General features: G+C 68.3%; 18 protein-coding genes. 5 read left to right on the top strand and 13 right to left on the bottom strand.

The window, feature by feature from the left end; all coding sequences use genetic code 11:
• Positions 1-37: 37 nt before the first annotated feature.
• Genes OD997_RS13390 through OD997_RS13370 form a run of 5 tightly spaced genes read right to left on the bottom strand, consistent with a single transcriptional unit; the run spans position 38 to position 4,556 of the window.
• Entirely contained in the window at positions 38-814 is a 777-nt protein-coding gene (locus tag OD997_RS13390; RefSeq protein WP_434332008.1) for a DeoR/GlpR family DNA-binding transcription regulator, read from the bottom strand.
• Positions 815-841: 27 nt separating this feature from the next.
• Positions 842-1,696: a class II fructose-bisphosphate aldolase gene (locus tag OD997_RS13385; RefSeq protein ID WP_434332007.1), complete on the bottom strand. Its 855-nt coding sequence runs from the start codon at positions 1,694-1,696 to the stop codon at positions 842-844.
• Positions 1,693-2,634: a 1-phosphofructokinase family hexose kinase gene (locus OD997_RS13380; RefSeq protein ID WP_434332006.1), complete on the bottom strand. Its 942-nt coding sequence runs from the start codon at positions 2,632-2,634 to the stop codon at positions 1,693-1,695. Before OD997_RS13380 ends, OD997_RS13385 begins: the two co-directional genes overlap by 4 nt.
• Positions 2,631-3,635, bottom strand: coding sequence for an ROK family protein (locus tag OD997_RS13375; protein ID WP_434332005.1), 1,005 nt, complete (start codon positions 3,633-3,635; stop codon positions 2,631-2,633). Before OD997_RS13375 ends, OD997_RS13380 begins: the two co-directional genes overlap by 4 nt.
• Before the next feature lie 24 nt (positions 3,636-3,659).
• On the bottom strand, positions 3,660-4,556 hold the full coding sequence (locus OD997_RS13370; RefSeq protein WP_434332004.1) for an SIS domain-containing protein: 897 nt from the start codon (positions 4,554-4,556) through the stop codon (positions 3,660-3,662).
• Positions 4,557-4,846: 290 nt separating this feature from the next.
• Here OD997_RS13370 and OD997_RS13365 point away from each other — a divergent pair, with 290 nt between their 5' ends.
• The 4 genes from OD997_RS13365 to OD997_RS13350 all read left to right on the top strand — a co-directional run bounded on the left by OD997_RS13365 (position 4,847) and on the right by OD997_RS13350 (position 8,687).
• Positions 4,847-6,091, top strand: a complete 1,245-nt coding sequence (locus tag OD997_RS13365; protein ID WP_434332003.1) for an extracellular solute-binding protein — start codon at positions 4,847-4,849, stop codon at positions 6,089-6,091.
• 48 nt (positions 6,092-6,139) lie between these two features.
• A complete protein-coding gene (locus OD997_RS13360) occupies positions 6,140-7,114 on the top strand; it encodes a carbohydrate ABC transporter permease (protein WP_056511201.1) in 975 nt (324 codons plus the stop codon).
• Between the two features lie 2 nt (positions 7,115-7,116).
• On the top strand, positions 7,117-8,037 hold the full coding sequence (locus OD997_RS13355; RefSeq protein WP_431074838.1) for a carbohydrate ABC transporter permease: 921 nt from the start codon (positions 7,117-7,119) through the stop codon (positions 8,035-8,037).
• A gap of 170 nt (positions 8,038-8,207) precedes the next feature.
• Positions 8,208-8,687: a hypothetical protein gene (locus OD997_RS13350; RefSeq protein WP_434332002.1), complete on the top strand. Its 480-nt coding sequence runs from the start codon at positions 8,208-8,210 to the stop codon at positions 8,685-8,687.
• A gap of 43 nt (positions 8,688-8,730) precedes the next feature.
• Here the strand turns inward: OD997_RS13350 and OD997_RS13345 are convergent, their stop codons facing one another.
• Together OD997_RS13345 and OD997_RS13340 are read right to left on the bottom strand one after the other, a co-directional pair.
• Positions 8,731-9,897: an ROK family protein gene (locus OD997_RS13345; RefSeq protein ID WP_434332001.1), complete on the bottom strand. Its 1,167-nt coding sequence runs from the start codon at positions 9,895-9,897 to the stop codon at positions 8,731-8,733.
• Positions 9,898-10,035: 138 nt separating this feature from the next.
• Positions 10,036-10,335 (bottom strand): chorismate mutase, encoded by a 300-nt coding sequence (locus OD997_RS13340; protein ID WP_042541193.1) that lies wholly within the window; start codon positions 10,333-10,335, stop codon positions 10,036-10,038.
• 94 nt (positions 10,336-10,429) lie between these two features.
• Here OD997_RS13340 and OD997_RS13335 point away from each other — a divergent pair, with 94 nt between their 5' ends.
• Positions 10,430-11,719: an AI-2E family transporter gene (locus tag OD997_RS13335; RefSeq protein WP_434332000.1), complete on the top strand. Its 1,290-nt coding sequence runs from the start codon at positions 10,430-10,432 to the stop codon at positions 11,717-11,719.
• Positions 11,720-11,808: 89 nt separating this feature from the next.
• Here the strand turns inward: OD997_RS13335 and OD997_RS13330 are convergent, their stop codons facing one another.
• From OD997_RS13330 to OD997_RS13305, 6 genes are all read right to left on the bottom strand, one after another.
• The gene (locus OD997_RS13330; RefSeq protein ID WP_056511215.1) at positions 11,809-12,732 is read right to left on the bottom strand and encodes an ABC transporter substrate-binding protein; all 924 of its coding nucleotides are present in this window, start codon (positions 12,730-12,732) and stop codon (positions 11,809-11,811) included.
• Positions 12,733-12,814: 82 nt separating this feature from the next.
• Positions 12,815-13,543: an ABC transporter permease gene (locus OD997_RS13325; protein WP_056511217.1), complete on the bottom strand. Its 729-nt coding sequence runs from the start codon at positions 13,541-13,543 to the stop codon at positions 12,815-12,817.
• Positions 13,540-14,220, bottom strand: coding sequence for an ABC transporter permease (locus OD997_RS13320; protein WP_056511220.1), 681 nt, complete (start codon positions 14,218-14,220; stop codon positions 13,540-13,542). Before OD997_RS13320 ends, OD997_RS13325 begins: the two co-directional genes overlap by 4 nt.
• The gene (locus OD997_RS13315) at positions 14,217-15,104 is read right to left on the bottom strand and encodes an ABC transporter ATP-binding protein (protein ID WP_082477901.1); all 888 of its coding nucleotides are present in this window, start codon (positions 15,102-15,104) and stop codon (positions 14,217-14,219) included. The genes OD997_RS13320 and OD997_RS13315 overlap by 4 nt, the downstream gene beginning before the upstream one ends.
• A 64-nt stretch (positions 15,105-15,168) precedes the next feature.
• Complete coding sequence (locus tag OD997_RS13310) at positions 15,169-15,471, bottom strand: DUF427 domain-containing protein (protein WP_056511225.1); 303 nt, start codon at positions 15,469-15,471, stop codon at positions 15,169-15,171.
• Between the two features lie 171 nt (positions 15,472-15,642).
• Positions 15,643-17,076, bottom strand: a complete 1,434-nt coding sequence (locus tag OD997_RS13305) for a dihydrolipoyl dehydrogenase family protein (protein ID WP_434331999.1) — start codon at positions 17,074-17,076, stop codon at positions 15,643-15,645.
• Positions 17,077-17,106 lie beyond the last annotated feature (30 nt).

The raw sequence follows: 17,106 nt of genomic DNA, 5'->3' as shown, positions 1-17,106 counted from the left end.
CCCGCAAGGAGTTCAGCAGGAGAAGGAGACCGCGGGATCAGGCGGTCAGCACCTCGTAGCCGGCCGCGCGCAGACTGGCGAGGGATGCGGCGTCCGCGCCGTCGTCGGTGAGGAGAACAGGGAACAGTTCCGAGCCGCCGACGGCCGCGAACGCGACGGTGCCGAGCTTGCTGCTGTCGGTGACGACCACCGCTCGACGAGCACGCTCGGCCATCATCCGGTTAACGGCGGCCTCGCGTTCATCCTGCGTGGTGGCGCCGGCGTCGGCATCCATTCCGTTCACGCCGATGAAGGCGATGTCGAGGCGCACGCCGCGCAGCAGCTGCTCGACGAACGGCCCGACGAGTTCGTAGCTGCGCGAGTGGATGACTCCGCCCGTCACGACGACCTTGATGTCGGGTCGCGTCGCGAGCTGTGCGGCGATGTTCACCGCGTTGGTGACGACGGTGATGCCGGGGCCGGCCGCGAGGTCGTCCCGCGCGGCGAGCGCTGCGGCGATCGCCGTGGTCGTCGTTCCTCCGGAGAGCCCGACGACCATGCCCGGCGCCACGAGTGCTGCGGCGGCGTACGCGATGCTCTCCTTCTGCTGCGAGCGCTGGTGGCTCTTGTAGCGGATGGGCAGCTCATACGCGACGGAATGGGCGACCGCGCCGCCGTGCGTGCGGGTCAGCAGACGCTGCTCGGCGAGCGAGTCGAGGTCGCGGCGGGTGGTGGCGGCCGACGCTCCGAAGCGCTCGACGAGCTCGTCGACGTTGACCTCGCCGTCGGCGGCCAGAAGGTCGAGGATCGCGTTCAGGCGGGCGGCGCGCTTCATGTCACCATCCTGCCCGGTTCGCGCAGCTCACCCCGCCACCTCGGCGGTCTTGAGGGCGAACAGGCGCAGCATCCGTGCGGCCTCTCCGGCGAGCGCGTCACGGGCCGGGCTCAGGTACTTCCGCGAATCGACGAGCTTCTGGTCGGCGTCGAGCGTCGAGCGGACAGCCCGGGTGAAGAAACCGTTCAGGTGCGTCGAGACGTTGATCTTGGTCATGCCCGCCCGCACCGCGTCGGCGATCACGGCGTCGGCGACGCCCGATGAGCCATGCAGCACGAGGGGCACGGGCAGCGCCTGGCGCAGGCGGGCGATGAGCTCGAGGTCGAGGGATGCCGTGCGGGCGGTCATCGCGTGCGACGACCCCACTGCCACGGCGAGCGCGTCGACGCCGGTCGCGGCGACGAACGCGCGTGCCTCGTCGGGGTCGGTGCGCACTCCCGGCGCATGGGCGCCGTCTTTGCCGCCGACCTCGCCCAGTTCGCCCTCGATGTAGACGCCGGCGGCGTGCGCGCGCGCGGCGACGGCCGCGGTGATCGCGACGTTCTCGTCGTAGGGCAGCGCACCGCCGTCGAACATGACCGAGCCGAATCCGAGGGCGATGGCCTCGTCGACGAGCTCTGACCGCTCGGCGTGATCGAGGTGCACCGCGACGGGCGTCGCGGCCCGACGGGCGATCGCGAGAGTCGCCAGTGCGATCGGCTCGAGACCACCGTGGTAGTCGGCGCAGTTCTGTGAGATCTGCAGGATCAACGGCAGCCCCGATTCGGCGGACGCACGCACCAGCCCCTCGGCGGTCTCGAGGTGGATCACGTTGAACGCGCCGATGCCGGTGCCGCGGGTCGCGGCATCCGTCACCAGCTCACGGGCGGAGACCAGGGTCACAGACGTTCCTCTCGAACGGTGGGGATGAAGGGGGCGACGACGAGACGGTCTTCGAGCGCCTCCCAGTCGTCGGAGATCTCGCCGGCAAACGGCATGAGCACGGCGGCGGCCGACCAGGCGGTCGCTCGGCGGAGGATCTTCTCGGGGTCGCGGATGCCGTCGGCGTAGAGCACCGCGCAGGCGGCCACTCCGGCATCGCCGGCTCCGGTCGGGTTGCCGGCGAGCGGCGCGTCGAGGCGCGCGTGCAGCACGTCGGAGGCCGTGACCGCGAGCATGCCGTCGGCTCCGAGCGACAGCAGCACCAGGTCGACGCCGCGCTTGATCAGCGACCGAGCGCCCTCGACGGGGTCGGTGATGCCGGTCGCCTCGACGAGCTCGGCGGCGTTGGGCTTGACGACGGATGCTCCGGCATCCGCCGCGAGCAGCAGAGCGGGGCCCGAGGTGTCGGCGATCACGGGCACGCCCGCATCCCGTGCCGTGCCGATCAGCAGAGGCAGCAGCGTCTCGGGCGCCCCAGGCGGAAGGCTCCCCGAGATCACCAGCACCTGTGCGCCGGGGAGGGCGTCGACGACCTCGCCGAGCAGCGCCGCCCATTCGGGATCGGTCGGGTTCACCCCGCGCTCGTTCACGATCGTGGTGTCACCGAGCTCGTGGTCGACGATCGCGACGCTCTGTCGTGTGGCGCCGACCACCGGCACGAGCCGATGCGGAACACCGCTCGCTCCGAGCTCGGCGGCGAGTTCGACACCGCTGCGTCCGCCCGCCGTCGAGACGGCCAGCACCGACGCGCCCTGGGCGTGGGCGACTCTCGCGACGTTCAGGCCCTTGCCCCCGGCGCGGCTGGCACCGGCATCCGCTCTGTGCGTCTCGCCGAGGGTGAGTCGATCGACGTGCCAGGTGAGGTCGAGCGCCGGATTCGGGGTGACCGTGAGGATCATGCGAGCTCCCTCGCGCGCAGCGCCGCCCCGAGGATGCCGGCGTTGCCCGACAGCTCGGCGGGGACGAGTACGGGGATGCGGTGGAAGCTCAGCCGTTCGGCGAGCCGGGCGCGCAGTTCGTCGAACAGCGCGCCACCCGCGCGGGAGAGGCCTCCACCGATCACGACGGCCTCGGGCGCGACGACCGCGGTCAGCTGGGCGAGTGAGAGCGTGAGGGCGTCGAGCGCCGAGTTCCAGATCTCGGCGGCGATGCGATCGCCGGCCGCTGCACGCGCGATCACGTCCTTCGCGCCGTCGGGCTCGGTGCCTGTCGCCTCGCGATACCGGCGTGCGATCGCGCCCGCGGACGCGACGGCTTCGAGGCAGCCTCGGGCGCCGCACGCGCAGACGGGACCGTCGGCGATCGGCGAGTGGCCGATCTCTCCCGCGTAGCCGCCGGCCGTGTAGGGCTCCCCTCCGACGAGCAGAGCACCTGCGATGCCGGTGCCGATGACGAGCACCACCGAGTTCGAGTACGCGCGGGCACCACCGAGGCGATGCTCCGCCCAGCTCGCGGCACGCACGTCGTGGTCGAACGCCACGGGGAGCCCGAGCTTCGCCGAGGCGAGATCGCGCAGCGGGGAGTCGTGCCAGCCGAGGTTGCTGGCGAAGACACCGAGTCCGGCATCCGCGTCGACGATCCCCGGCACCACCAGCCCGACCGCCTGCGGCACGACGCCGGGGTGGTCGGCCTGCAGTTCGGCGGCGAGCACACCGAGCCGCTCGATGAGCACCTCGGTGCGATCGCCCTCGGCGACCGGAGTGGGCGTGCGCCGCAGGCCCAGGGCCGTGCCGTCGCCGTCGAACAGCGCCGACTTGATGTCAGTCCCCCCGACATCGAACGCGAGCACGGGCGCGCCCGCGCCGATCGTCCGCGCTGCGGCCAGCCGCTCGCCCGACGCATCGCTCACGACATCGCTCACGCCATCGGCGCTGCTCTCCGCATCCTCAGGACTGGTCATCGACTGCTCCGCGGGTGGGTCGGGTCATGCATCCAGGATGACGGATCGCGTGAGGTTGCGCGGCTGGTCGGGGTCGAGTCCGCGGGCCACGGCACGGTCGAGTGCCACGCGGTGCAGACGCACGAGGTCGGCCAGGGGATCGATCGGATGCTGCACGAAGCGCGCACCCGTGGCCTCGACCTGCGCGGCCAGCCCCTCGGGCGCCTCGCCGAACTGCCAGGTGACGCGGCCGGGTGCGGCGATCGCGATCGGTCCGTGGCGATACTCCATCGACGGGTACGACTCGGTCCACGACTGCGACGATTCGCGCATCTTCAGTGCGGCCTCGTGGGCCAGACCCACGGTCCAGCCGCGGCCGAGGAACGAGTACTGCTCGGCGTCGCGCAGCTCGTCGTCATAGTCGGCGGCGAGCACAGCAGCGGCATCCCCGATCGCGCCGGTGAGGTCTTCTCCGAGCGACGCGCGGAACAGCGCGAGAGCGGTGGTGGCGAATCGGGTCTGCACGACCGACTTCTCATCGGCGAAGGGCAGCAGCACGGCCTCGTCGACGAGAGAGACGAGCGGCGAGGTCTCGTCGCCGATCACGCCGATCGTGGGGACGCGGCCCTTGATGCGGTCGACCAGTTCGAGCACCTCGGTCGTCGTACCGGAACGCGTCAGCGCGACGACGGCGTCGTAGCCGCGATCGACGAAGGCCTCGGATGCGGCGAACGCGTCGGTCTCACCCTGACCCGAGGTCTCACGCAGGAACGCGTACGACTGGGCCATGAACCACGACGTGCCGCAGCCGACGACGGCGACGCGGGCTCCGGAGGCGGGCAGCAGTGCCTGCGCATCGCGGAGATCGGCGGCGCGAGCCCAGGTCTCGGGCTGCGAGGTGAGCTCTTCGCGCATGTGTGCGCCGGGCAGAAGTTCGGTCATGACGGGCCCTCCGGACCAGATGTTGCAAGTTTGTGATTGTTTCAATGCTAATTCGATCATAGTATTTCGACACAAGGAAATCTCGCAAGGTTCCTCTTGATTTGTTTATTCTCCTGACAAATAATCGAACAAGTTCCACCGCCCCTCCGGCGACCCGGTCCATGGAGGGTTCTCCGAGCCGACCCGGCTTGACCGATCGCCCAGCCACCCAGGGAAGGCGATCACACGCACCGTCGCGTGAGTTGTGCTTGCGACTGTGCACCACCTACACAGTGAGGAATGCAATACACATGAAGAAGTCACTGCGATTCGGCGCCGTTGCCCTGGCGGCAACCGCCACTCTCACGCTCGCTTCGTGCGGGTTCGGCGGCTCGACCGGCGGCGGTGGAGACGCAGAGGGCGAGACCACTCTCAACCTCCTCGTCCCCAGCTACTCCGACGCCACGAAGGGCCTGTGGGAAGACGTGATCGACGGATTCGAGAAGGAGAACCCCGACATCAAGGTCGACCTCGAGGTGCAGTCCTGGGACAACCTCGAGAAGGTCGTCTCCACCAAGATCCAGGCCGGCGAGGCCCCTGACATCTACAACGGCGGCCCGTTCGCCGGGTTCGTCGGCGACGAGCTGCTCTACCCGGTCGAAGACGTCGTCTCGGAAGACACGTACTCAGACTTCCAGGCCGCCTTCCTCGCGAACGCCGAGGTCGACGGCACCGCCTACGCCCTGCCGCTGATCGCATCGGCGCGTGCGCTGTTCGTCAACAACGCGCTGCTCGAGCAGGCCGGCGTCGAGGCTCCGAAGACCTGGGACGAGCTGCTGGATGCCGCGACCAAGGTGTCGGCACTCGGTGGCGGCGTCGCCGGCTACGGCATGCCGCTCGGTTCCGAAGAGGCGCAGGCCGAGGCGGCCGTGTGGCTCTGGGGCGGCGGCGGCTCGTTCGGCGACGCATCCGAGATCACGATCGACACCCCCGAGAACCTCGAAGGTGCTGAGCAGATCAAGAAGATGATCGACGCCGGCGCCACGCAGGCCGACCCCGGCTCGACGCAGCGCTCGCCCCTGATGGACATCTTCATCCAGGGCAAGATCGGAATGCAGGTCGGCCTCCCGCCGACAGTGGGCCAGATCGAGGAGGGCAACCCCGAACTCGACTACTCCATCGTCCCGATCCCGACCAAGGACGGCTCGCCGTTCACGCTCGGCGTCATGGACCAGCTGATGGCGTTCCAGAACGACGGCGACAAGCAGGAAGCTATCACCAAGTTCTTCGACTACTACTACTCGGCAGACGTGTACGTGCCGTGGGTGCAGGCCGAGGGGTTCCTTCCCGTCACCAAGTCCGGTGCCGAGCAGCTCTCCGGCGAGGAGGCTCTCAAGCCGTTCCTCGACGTGCTGCCCGACGCGCAGTTCTACCCGTCGACGAACGAGAAGTGGTCGGCCACCGACGGCGCCTTCAAGTCGCTGTTCGGCCAGCTGCAGACGAAGTCCGCGCAGGATGTCCTGACCGAGATCCAGGCACAGGTCGACGCGGGCTGATCCCCGCCGACCCTGCCCACACAAGCGACGGAGAGGTTCGGATATTCCATGAGCCAGACGACAGAATCCCCGAACCTCGCGGGGGCGGCCACCGGCCGCCCCCGCACCCCGGGCCGCCGATCGGGTGCCGCCCGCGGCAGGCCCGGTGGGAAGGACCTGCTCCAGGCGCTGCCCTGGATCGCACCGGCCCTGCTCCTCATCATCGGCGTGGTCCTGTTCCCCGCCGGGGTGATGTTCTTCAACTCCACCCGTGACATCTCGCTGTCGGGCCTCGACAAGGGGTCGGTCGGGTTCGACAACTTCGTGACCGTGTTCACGTTCGCGGAGTTCTGGCCGATCATGTTCCGCACGATCATCTGGGTCGTCGCGGTCGTGACCTTCACGGTGCTGATCTCGCTCGGCCTCGCGCAGATCCTGAACAAGGCCTTCCCCGGCCGGCAGATCGTGCGCATGGCCGTCATCGTGCCGTGGGCCGCATCCGTCGTGATGACCACCATGGTCTTCTACTACAGCCTCGAGCCGTACTTCGGGGTCTTCAACAAGTTCCTGTACGACATCGGACTGTCCGACGATGCGGTGGGCTACGGCTGGACCAAGAACCCGGCCACCGCGTTCGCCTGGTCGATCGTGATCGCGATCTTCGTCTCGCTGCCCTTCACGACGTACACGATCCTCGCGGGGCTGCAGACGGTTCCGGCCGACACCCTCGAGGCCGCGAAGATGGACGGCGCCGGAGCCACCCGCACCTATTGGACCGTCGTCGTGCCGCAGCTGCGCAGCGCTCTCGCGGTCGCGATCCTCATCAACATCATCAACGTCTTCAACTCGTTGCCGATCCTGAAGGTGATGACCGGGTCGATCCCGGGCTACGGCGCCGACACGATCATGACGATGATCTTCAAATACATCGAGCTGCAGAAGAAGGTCGACGTCGCCAGCGCGCTGTCGGTCGTGGCCTTCCTCATCGTGATCGTGATCGTCGCGATCTACGTCAAGGCCGTCAAGCCCATGAAGGAGGTCTGATCATGACCCTGACCGAGACCGCCCTCGTCACGACCGCCGGAGACGACGCCGCTCCCCGCATCCCCGGACGCAAGCGCCGCTACACCGAAGATCAGGTCACGCTGCCCCGCGTCATCCTGCGCATGGCCGCCGGCATCCTCGTGCTCGCGATCTTCGTGCTCCCGTACCTGATCATGTTCTTCGGCTCCGTGAAGACGAAGTCGCAGATCCGCTCGGTCGATCCGACCTACCTGCCCATCGAGTGGCACTGGGAGAACTACATCTCGATGTGGTCGACCCCCGAGACACCGCTGCCGTACAACCTGATCTCGACGATCATCATCGCCGTGTTCGCGACGCTGCTCGTGCTGCTCGTCTCGCTGCCCGCCGCGTACTACACCGCCCGGTTCAAATTCCCCGGACGCATGGTCTTCCTGTTCCTCGTGATCGTGACGCAGATGCTCCAGCCGGCCGTCCTCACCTCCGGCCTGTTCCGCCAGTTCACGACCCTGGGACTCGGCGACACGTGGGCGGCGATGATCTTCATCAACGCCGCATTCAACCTGTCGTTCGCGGTGTGGATCATGCACTCGTTCTTCGCCGGCATCCCGAAAGAGATCGACGAAGCCGCGCAGATCGACGGCGCCGGACGCTTCACCGTCCTCTTCAAGATCAACCTGCCCCTCGTCTGGCCGGGCATCGTCACCGCGATCGTGTTCACGTTCGTCGCCTGCTGGAACGAGTTCGCCGCCTCGCTGGTCATCCTCTCCACCGACAAGAACCAGCCGCTCTCGGTCGCGCTGACCAAGTTCGTCGGTCAGTACGAGACCAGCTGGCAGTACGTGTTCGGCGTCTCGATCGTCGCGATCCTGCCCGTCGTCATCCTGTTCATGCTCATCGAGAAGCGTCTCGTCGGCGGGCTCACCGCCGGCAGCGTCAAGTAGAACCGTCGGAACGGATGCGGGGCGCCACCGTCGTGGCGCCCCGCATCGTCGTCTCAGGAGAAGTCCGGCGGGGCGGTCGCTCCACCACGACGGGACCGGCCGGGCCCACCCACCCGGATACGCTGGCACGGCCGACTCCGCCATCCGCGCGGTGCGACAGGGGGGATCACATGACCTGGCAGGATGCGGGGCGCGTCGAGAGGCGACCGACGGACGACGCTCACCCCGGATGGGGATGGGGCGTGGTGCTCGTGCCCGTGGCGGTCGGGCTCGCGGCTCTCGGGCTGTTCTTCATCCGAGAGCTCGACCCCGGGATGGGCACGCTGATCGGCGTCGCCCTCATCGCCTGGGCGGTGTCTCTCGCGATGCCCTTCTTCGTCATCGCCTGGTACGCGGCGCAGGCGGCGTGGAAGGCGTCGCGCGAACAGCGCGGACGAACGTTCGCCGCGCCGTCGCACGCGCTGCGGCGCATCGGGTTCGGCATGCGCTGGAGCTTCCGCGCACGCGGAGTGCTCTTCAATCCCGCCTCCTACGACGGGCCCGACCTTCCGATGCTCGTCGCCGGAAAGATCGTGCACATCCTCGCGATCGTGGTCCTGGTGATCGCCGGGCTCGTCGCCGCCCTCGTCGGCATCGCTTCGCCGCGCTGATCGCGATCCCGCGTCCTCGGAAGCGTCGGTATCGGTCCTTCGATCACGATGCCGGAACGGATGCTGCGCGCAGCTGCGCCGGGCTCCAGCGCACGCCCAGCGCGCTCGACAGCGCCACCTGAGCGACTCCGGTGGAGATCGAGGCATCCGCGTCGGCGTAGCGCACCGGAACGTTCGTGGTGCCCGTGGCGGTGTAGTCGGCCTCTGCCTCTACGAGCCGGAGGAACGGCGCGCCCAGCGCCCGCGCCGGACCGCCGATCACGACCTCGGCCGCGTCGAGCACGGCAGCGATGAGCTTGATCGTGCGAGCCAGCGCCCGCGCCCCGTCGGCCAGCCGCTCCTGATCAGCCACCGCGGCGAGCGCATCGATCGCCTGATCGTCGAGCGCGTCATCGAAGTCAGCACCGAGCATGGCGGTCATCGATGCCACGGATTCCAGGCATCCCTGTCGTCCGCACCGGCACGCCCGCGCGTCACCACCGAACTGCACCTGCACGTGACCGATCTCTCCCGCACGGTCGCGGGGGCCCGGGGCGAGCTCTCCGTCGAGGGTCACCGCCGCACCGATCCCGGTGCCGATGTGGATGAACAGCCGATACCCGGCCGGCTCGTCCTCCCTGGCGGCCTCGGCGATCGCCTCGGCATCCACGTCGTTGACGAGCAGCACCGGAGTCCCGAGCAGCACTTCGAAGCGCTCCGCGAGCGGCACGTCCGTCCATCCCAGTTGCACGCTCTCGAACACCCGGCGTCCGTCAGTGGTGCCCGGCAGCTGCACGCCGGCGACGAGCAGGCGGCCGGCATGGTCGGCCGCGATGTCGGCCAGGGCGGCGTCGAGCACGCGGTCCCGCGACTCGTCGGAGAACGCGACCCTGCGCGTCTCGACCTCGGTGCCGTCGAGCGCGACCAGCGCGATGCGCGCATCGGTCGGCCTGATCACCAGCACGAGGATGAGGTGGTGCCGGGCATCGATGCTCAGGGTGGTCGCCCGCTTGCCGCCGGTGCTGGCTGCCTGGGCGCCCTCCACGATGAGCTGGAGTTCGATGAGTTCGGCGACGAGCGACGACGCGGTCGCTGCCGTGAGACCGGTGGCGCGGGCGATGCCCGCCCGCGTCTCGGAGCCGGGGCTGCGGAACACCAGCTGCAGCGCCCGCCGCAGGTTGGCGCGGCGCACGGATGCCTGCGTGTCGAGTGCGTCGTCGCCGTTCAGCATGGAGCCGGTCCTGTTGTCCGAATCGATTGACAGACCAGGGGTTTCTGCGTACCCTCGGTCATAGTTTATTCAATAAACTTAGTTCGGTCCCCGGGCGGGTGAGTGCTGCACACACTGTCACTCGCCCGGAAGGCCGGATCATCGCCCTTCGGCGGCTTCCGTGTGATGGCGAATCACCTCGGCCACCACGAAGTTGAACCACTTCTCGGCGAACTCGGGGTCGAGGTGCGCATCCTCAGCCAGGGCCTTGAGGCGCGCGACCTGCTGCTCTTCACGACCCGGATCGGATGCCGGCATCTCGTGCTCGGCTTTGAGCTGACCGACCTGCTGCGTGGCGCGGAAGCGCTCGGCGAGCATGAAGATGAGTGCGGCATCGATGTTGTCGATGCTCGAGCGCAGTCGGAGGAGTTCAGCCCGGGGATCTTCGGCGGCGGTCATGCCCCTACTCTACGGAAACACGCGGCAGGACGACCCCACCCCATCCGGGGGATGCCTCCCGGATCGCACCTCGGTCGGACGCTATCGTGAGCACATGAGCCGAGAAGAGCAGGATCCGTCGTCGAGCGCGTCCGCTGACGCATCCGACCCGTCCTCGCAGCCCCAGCAGCCCACCTCGACTCCCGACGCATCCGCCGGAACCGAGGCATCGCCCGGCATGTCAGGGGCCGGCGCATCCGAGCACCCCGCTGCTGTGACGCCCGCTCCCCTCGCGCGGTCCGATTCTCACCCTCCTCGCACGGGGGTCGTCGAGCCGATGACGCCGAGCCGGTCGTTCTGGACCCGCATCGATCGCCCCTTCGTCTTCGGATTCCTCGTGACGCTCGGCGGCCTCGCCGCCATCGTGCTCGGCCTCGCCATGGCGAACCTGTCGACCGTGCTCATCTACATCGCGCTCGCCCTGTTCGCCGCCCTGGGACTCGACCCCACCGTGCGATTCCTCGAGCGACGCGGTCTGTCACGCGCTCTCTCCGTGGTCGTCGCGATCCTCGGACTCATCGTCGTCGCAGGCCTCGTGATCTGGATGGTGCTGCCCGTCGTGATCGAGCAGATCGCGAGCTTCATCCGCTCGGTGCCCGCCATGATCCAGGAGTTCATGCGCAGCGACATCTACGCGACCCTCGAGGATCAGTTCGGCGACCAGTTCGAATCCCTGGTCAACGACGTGCAGAACTTCCTCACCGACCCGGGCAACATCGCCGCGATCGGCGGAGGAGCGCTGCAGGTCGGTGCCTCGATCGCCAGCGCCATCTCGGGAATCATCGTGGTGCTCGTGCTCACGCTCTACTTCGTCGCGACTCTGCCCTCGATCAAGGCAGGGATGCTGCGCCTCGCTCCCGCCCGTGACCGCGCTCGTGCGAGCGACATCACCGACCAGATCACCGACTCGGTCGGCGCCTACGTCATGGGGATGGTCGTGCTCGCGTTCTGCAACGCCGTGCTCACGTTCCTGCTGTACCTATTCCTCGGCCTGCCGTTCCCTCCGCTCATGGCGACCGTCGCGTTCTGCATCACCCTGATCCCGCTGGTCGGATCGGTGATCTTCTGGATCATCGGCAGTGGACTCGCGCTCTTCAGCGACCCCCTCGCTGCTCTCGTGTTCGCTCTCATCTACGTCGTCTACATGCAGATCGAGGCGTACGTCATCACTCCTCGCGTGATGAACAAGGCCGTCGCCGTTCCGGGGGCCCTCGTCGTGATCGGCGCCCTCGCCGGCGGGACCCTGCTCGGGCTGCTCGGCGCGCTCGTCGCAGTGCCGGTCGCGGCATCCATCCTCATCATCATCAAGCAGGTGCTGATCCCCCGGCAGGATGCCCGGGTCTAGACCCTCGGCGACACCGACGCCCGCAGCTCACACGCAGAAGTGCCCGGACCCCTGAGGGCCCGGGCACTTCTCATGAGAGCTGCTCGCGATCAGACGAGGTCGTTGTCCTCGAGCCACTTCTTGGCGATGTCGGCCGACGACTGCTGGTCGACCGTGCTCAGCACGTTGAGTGCGACGAGCTCCTCGCCGGTCAGCTTGGCGCTGATGGCGTTGAGCACGTCCGACACGTCGTCAGCGATGTCGCTCGAGACGATCGGCACGACGTTCGACGAGATGATCAGGTTCTCGGGGTCTTCGAGAGCGACGATCTCCTCGGTCTCGAACGCGGGGTCGGCCGTGTAGATGTCGGCGACCTGGATCTGGCCGGCGAGCAGCGACTCGAGCGTGGTCGGGCCGGTGGCCGAGAACGCCAGGTCGACGCCATAGACCTCCTTGGCCTTAGCCGGGCTGTAGGGACGCTGCTCGAACTCGGGAGCCGCGCCGATCGTGACCTGCGAGGTGACCTTGCTGAGGTCGCCGATCGTCTTCAGGTCGTTCTCCTCGGCGAAGCTCTTGAGCACCGTGTAGGAGTCCTGGTCGGTCGCCTCGGCGAAGTCGAGGGCCGTGAGGCTCTCGGGCAGCGCATCCTGCAGCGCCGCGTAGACGTCGTCGGGGCTGGTGACATCGATCTCGTCGTCCGAGATGTACTCGAGCAGGCTGCCCGTGTACTCGGGGAAGACGTTGATCGCACCCGACTCGACATCGGGCATGTACGCGTCGCGCTGGCCGATGCTGAGCTGCTTCTCGACGTCGAAGCCGGCGGCTTCGAGCGCCTGAGCGTAGATCTCGGCGATGATCTCGTTGGAGTAGTACGCCTGCGAGCCGACGACGATCGTGTCGCCGCTGCCGGAGCCCTCGCTCGAGTCGGACGGCTCGTCGAGCGGGTTGCTCGACGAGCAGGCCGACAGGGCGAGTGCCGCCGCGGCGACAAGACCGACGGCGAAGACAGAGCGCTTGCCTCGTGCTGTGAACATGGACTTTCCTCTTCTCTGGGACTGCTGTGGGGGACTGCTGCTGTGTGGAACTGCTGTGCGGGATGGAGAGATCGGGGCGCTGTCAGGCGGTCGCGGGAGCCGCGGCGGGCGCGAGGTCACGAGACCGACGACGCGTCGGGCGGCCGGCGCGAAGCCCGGCCGGCACAGCGGCATGCTGAGCCGCGGCGAGGAGGAGGTCGACCAGCAACGCGAGCGTGGCCACGAGGATGGCGCCGGCCAGCACCTGATCGAACTTCTGCAACGGGATGCCCTGGATGATGGGCCATCCGAGGCCGCCGAGGTTCACGTAGGCGGCGATCGTGACGGTCGCGATCACCTGCAGGAGGGCCGAGCGGATGCCGCCGACGAGCAGAGGGAGCCCGAGGGGCACCTCGACCTTCCAGAAGATCTGCCAGCCGGTCATGCCCATGGCCTTGGCCGAGTCGATCACGCGGCGATCGATCGCCTCGAGCCCTGTGTACGCGCCCGCGAGCAGCGACGGGATCGCGAGCAGCACGAACGTGATGATCGCTGCTTCGGGAACGCGGAGCACGCCGAGCAGCAGCACCAGCAGGATCATCAGACCGAACGCCGGAATCGCGCGCGCCGCACCAGAGATCGCGACGGCGACCTCGCGCCCCTTGCCCGTGTGGCCGATGAGCCAGCCGATGGGCACGGCGATCACTGCGGCGATCAATACCGAGACGGCGGTGAGCACGAGGTGCTCCGCGAGCAGCTTGGGCAGCGCGTAGTTGCCCGTCCACTGAGCGGGGGCGAGCATCCAGGCGAAGGCCTCGGCGAAGAGATTCATGCGGGAGCTCCCACCGTGACGGGCCGAGCGGCCACCTTGCGTGATGCCGCACGGGTCCACGGCATGAGCGCGCGGCCGGCCAGCAGCAGGAGCAGGTCGATCACGAGCGCGATGATGACGACGGCGATGACACCCGCGAAGACCTCGGCGATGATGCGTCGGTCGAGGCCGTTCGTGAACAGATAGCCGAGGTTGGTCACGCCGATGAGGATGCCGACGGTCGCGAGCGAGATGGTGCTGACGGCGGTCACACGCAGGCCCGCGAGGATCACCGGTCCTGCCAGCGGGAACTCCACGGCCCAGAACCGCCGGAACGAGGCGAACCCCGTGGCGGTGGCCGCCTGTCGCACATCGTCGTCGACCGAATCGAGCCCGTCGGAGACCGCACGCACCAGGATCGCGATCGCGTAGATCGTGAGCGCGATCACGAGGTTCGTCTCGCTTCGGGCCGAGTACCCCGCCACCGAGGGCAGCAGGATCAGCAGTGCGAGCGACGGGATCGTGTACAGCAGCCCGGTGAGCACGATGATCGGTCCGCGCACCAGGCGGAACCGCCAGGCCACCCACCCGAGCGGCAGCGACAGCACGAATCCGAGCACGATCGGGATGATGCTCTGACGCAGGTGCACCAGCGTCAGCTCGAAGATCAACCCGAGGTTGTCGACGACCCAGTTCACGTACGCTCGCTCCGCACAGCGCCGAGAGCGGCGGCATCCGGTCCTGCGAGAGGGCCGTCGGCCTTCTCGGCGTCGGCCACGATCGCCCCCTGGGTGCGGCCCTCGGAGTCGACCACGACGGTGCCGTGCGGTGTCTCCTTGAGATGCAGTGCCCGACGGCCGCGATCGGCTCCGATGAACGATGCGACGAAGTCGTCTGCCGGATTCTCGATGATCTCGCTCGGGCTGCCCACCTGCACGATTCGAGCTCCCTTGTCGAGGATCACGACCTGGTCGCCGAGCAGGAACGCCTCGTCGATGTCGTGCGTGACGAAGACGACCGTCTTGTCGAGCTCGTGCTGCAGGCGCAGGGTCTCCTGCTGCAGGTCGGCGCGCACGATCGGGTCGACGGCACCAAACGGCTCGTCCATCAGGAGGATGTTCGGATCGGCCGCGAGCCCACGGGCGACGCCCACACGCTGCTGCTGTCCGCCCGAGAGCTGGCTCGGGTATCGCTCGGCCAGCGACTGGTCGAGGCCCACCGTCTTCAGCAGCTCACGCGCACGCTCGTGCGCGGGGCCCTTCTTCACACCGGTCAGCCGCAGGACGGTGGCCACATTGTCGATCACGGTGAAGTGCGGCATCAGGCCCGAGTTCTGCATCACGTAGCCGATGCTGCGGCGCAGGGCGACCGGGTCTCCGCCCAGAACGCTCTCGCCGTCGATCTCGACCTCACCCGAGGTCGGTTCGACCATGCGGTTGATCATCCGCAGCAGAGTGGTCTTTCCGCAGCCGGACGACCCGACGAAGACGGTGGTCTTGCGGGACGGCAACACGAGGCTGAAGTCCTTCACGGCGGTCGTGCCGTCGGGGAACTGCTTGGTGACGTTGCGGAACTCGATCATGATTACTCTCCGGTCGATCGATCGACGAGACGGGCGTCAGCGCCTCGGCTGCGGCATACAGAGGTCATGCCGAGACTTCGACCCTCGGGTCGAAGGCGACGAAGCCTGAGAAGTCCTTGCCGACGCGGTCGAAGGCGCTCGGGAACGGAGTCGGGTACGACCAGGCGTAGTCGGTGTGCAGTTCGCCGCCCGCCTGCACCGAGAAGTACTGCGCGGCGCCCTTCCACGGGCACGTGTACGGGGTCGGGCTCTCGACGAGCGCGCCCTCCGTGATCGATGCGGGCGGGAAGTACCAGTTGCCCTCGATGCGCGCGAGATCGCTCTCGTCTGCTTCGGCGATGACGGTTCCTGCGAGTACAGCCTTCATGGTCCTGCCTCCTCGGATGTGGATTCGAGCGTATAAGACGGGTGCGACATCCGTCCCGGGCTTGCGCTCCGGGGCGTCAATATGAGAAACAAACCTGCTCCGGGCATGCCGGACGCTCCCGATCTCTCTCCGTCTGTTCGGAGCGGATGCCAGGACGGATGGTTCGGGCGGTCATGCCGAATCCCGCCCGTAGCCCTCCAGCAGCCGAAGCCAGATCTCGCTGATCGTCGGGTAGGCCGGAACGGCATGCCAGAGCCGTGCGATCGGCACCTCGCCGACGATCGCGACCGTCGCCGTCTGCACCAGCTCGGCGACCTCGGGCCCGACGAAGGTCGCACCGACGATGACGTCGCGCTCCTTGTCGATCACGATCCGCGCCTGGCCCTCGAAACCGTCCTCGTAGAGGCTCGCCCCGGCCACCCCGCCGAGGTCGTAGTCGATCACGGCGACATCGAGCCCGGCTTCGCGCGCCTCGGCTTCGGTCTGACCGACCGATGCGACCTCGGGGAACGAGAACGTCACCTGCGGAGCCGCGGACTTGTCAGCAGTCGCCACGTGCTTGCCCCAGGGCCGATCGTCGACATCCGCGCCCTGAGCACGTGCCGCGATCACATCGCCGGCCGCACGCGCCTGGTACTTGCCCTGGTGCGTGAGCAGCACACGCCCGTTGACGTCGCCGACCGCGTAGAGCCAATCGGAGCCCGGCACACGCAGGGTGTCGTCGACCGTGATCCAGCGCCCCGGCTCGAGGCCCACGACGTCGAGCCCGATGTCTCCGCTGCGCGGCGAACGGCCCGTCGCGACGAGCACCTCCGCCGCGGTGACCGTCGATCCGTCGTCCAGCACGATCGACACCCCGTCGTCGCCGCGCGTGACTCGGGTGGTGCCTGTGTCGGTGCGCACGTCCACTCCGAGCTCCTTCAACCCCGCCGCGACGCGCTCACCCGCGAACGGCTCCATCGTGCCGAGCAGACCGCTGCGGGCGATGATCGTCACCGTCGAGCCGAGGGACGCATACGCCGTCGCCATCTCGACCGCGACCACACCTCCGCCGATCACGACCAGGGACTCCGGCAGCTCCTCGGCGCTGGTGGCCTCGCGGCTGGTCCATGGAGACGACTCGCGAAGCCCCTCGATCGGCGGGATCACCGCATCCGAACCCGTGCTGATAGCGACGGCATGGCGGGCGCGCAGCACGCGGGTGCCGCCGTCGGCATCCGTCACCGTCACCTCGCGCTCGCCCGTCAGGCGTCCGTGGCCTCGAGCCAGGTCGATGCCGGCCGAGTCGAGCCATTTCACCTGTCCGTCGTCCGACCAGTTGCTCGTGAACGAGTCGCGGCGGTCGAACACCGCCCGCACGTCGAGCTTTCCGGTCACCGCCTCCTTGGCTCCTGCGACGTGCTGCGCCGCGCGCAGCGCCTGCCCAGAGCGCAGCAGCGCCTTCGACGGCATGCACGCCCAGTACGAGCACTCGCCGCCGACCAGTTCGCTCTCCACGATGATCGCGGTCAGTCCGTCCTGCACGGCGCGGTCGGCGACGTTCTCGCCCACCGGACCTCCGCCCAGCACGATCAGGTCGTATTCGTCGGTCTTCTCAGCAGTCATGGGGTGCACCTCTCCGTCGACCAGTCTTGC

The sequence above is a fragment of the Microbacterium sp. CGR1 genome (genome assembly GCF_051062835.1).
Lineage (GTDB): Bacteria > Actinomycetota > Actinomycetes > Actinomycetales > Microbacteriaceae > Microbacterium.
This window is presented reverse-complemented; position numbering and strand designations above follow the sequence as displayed.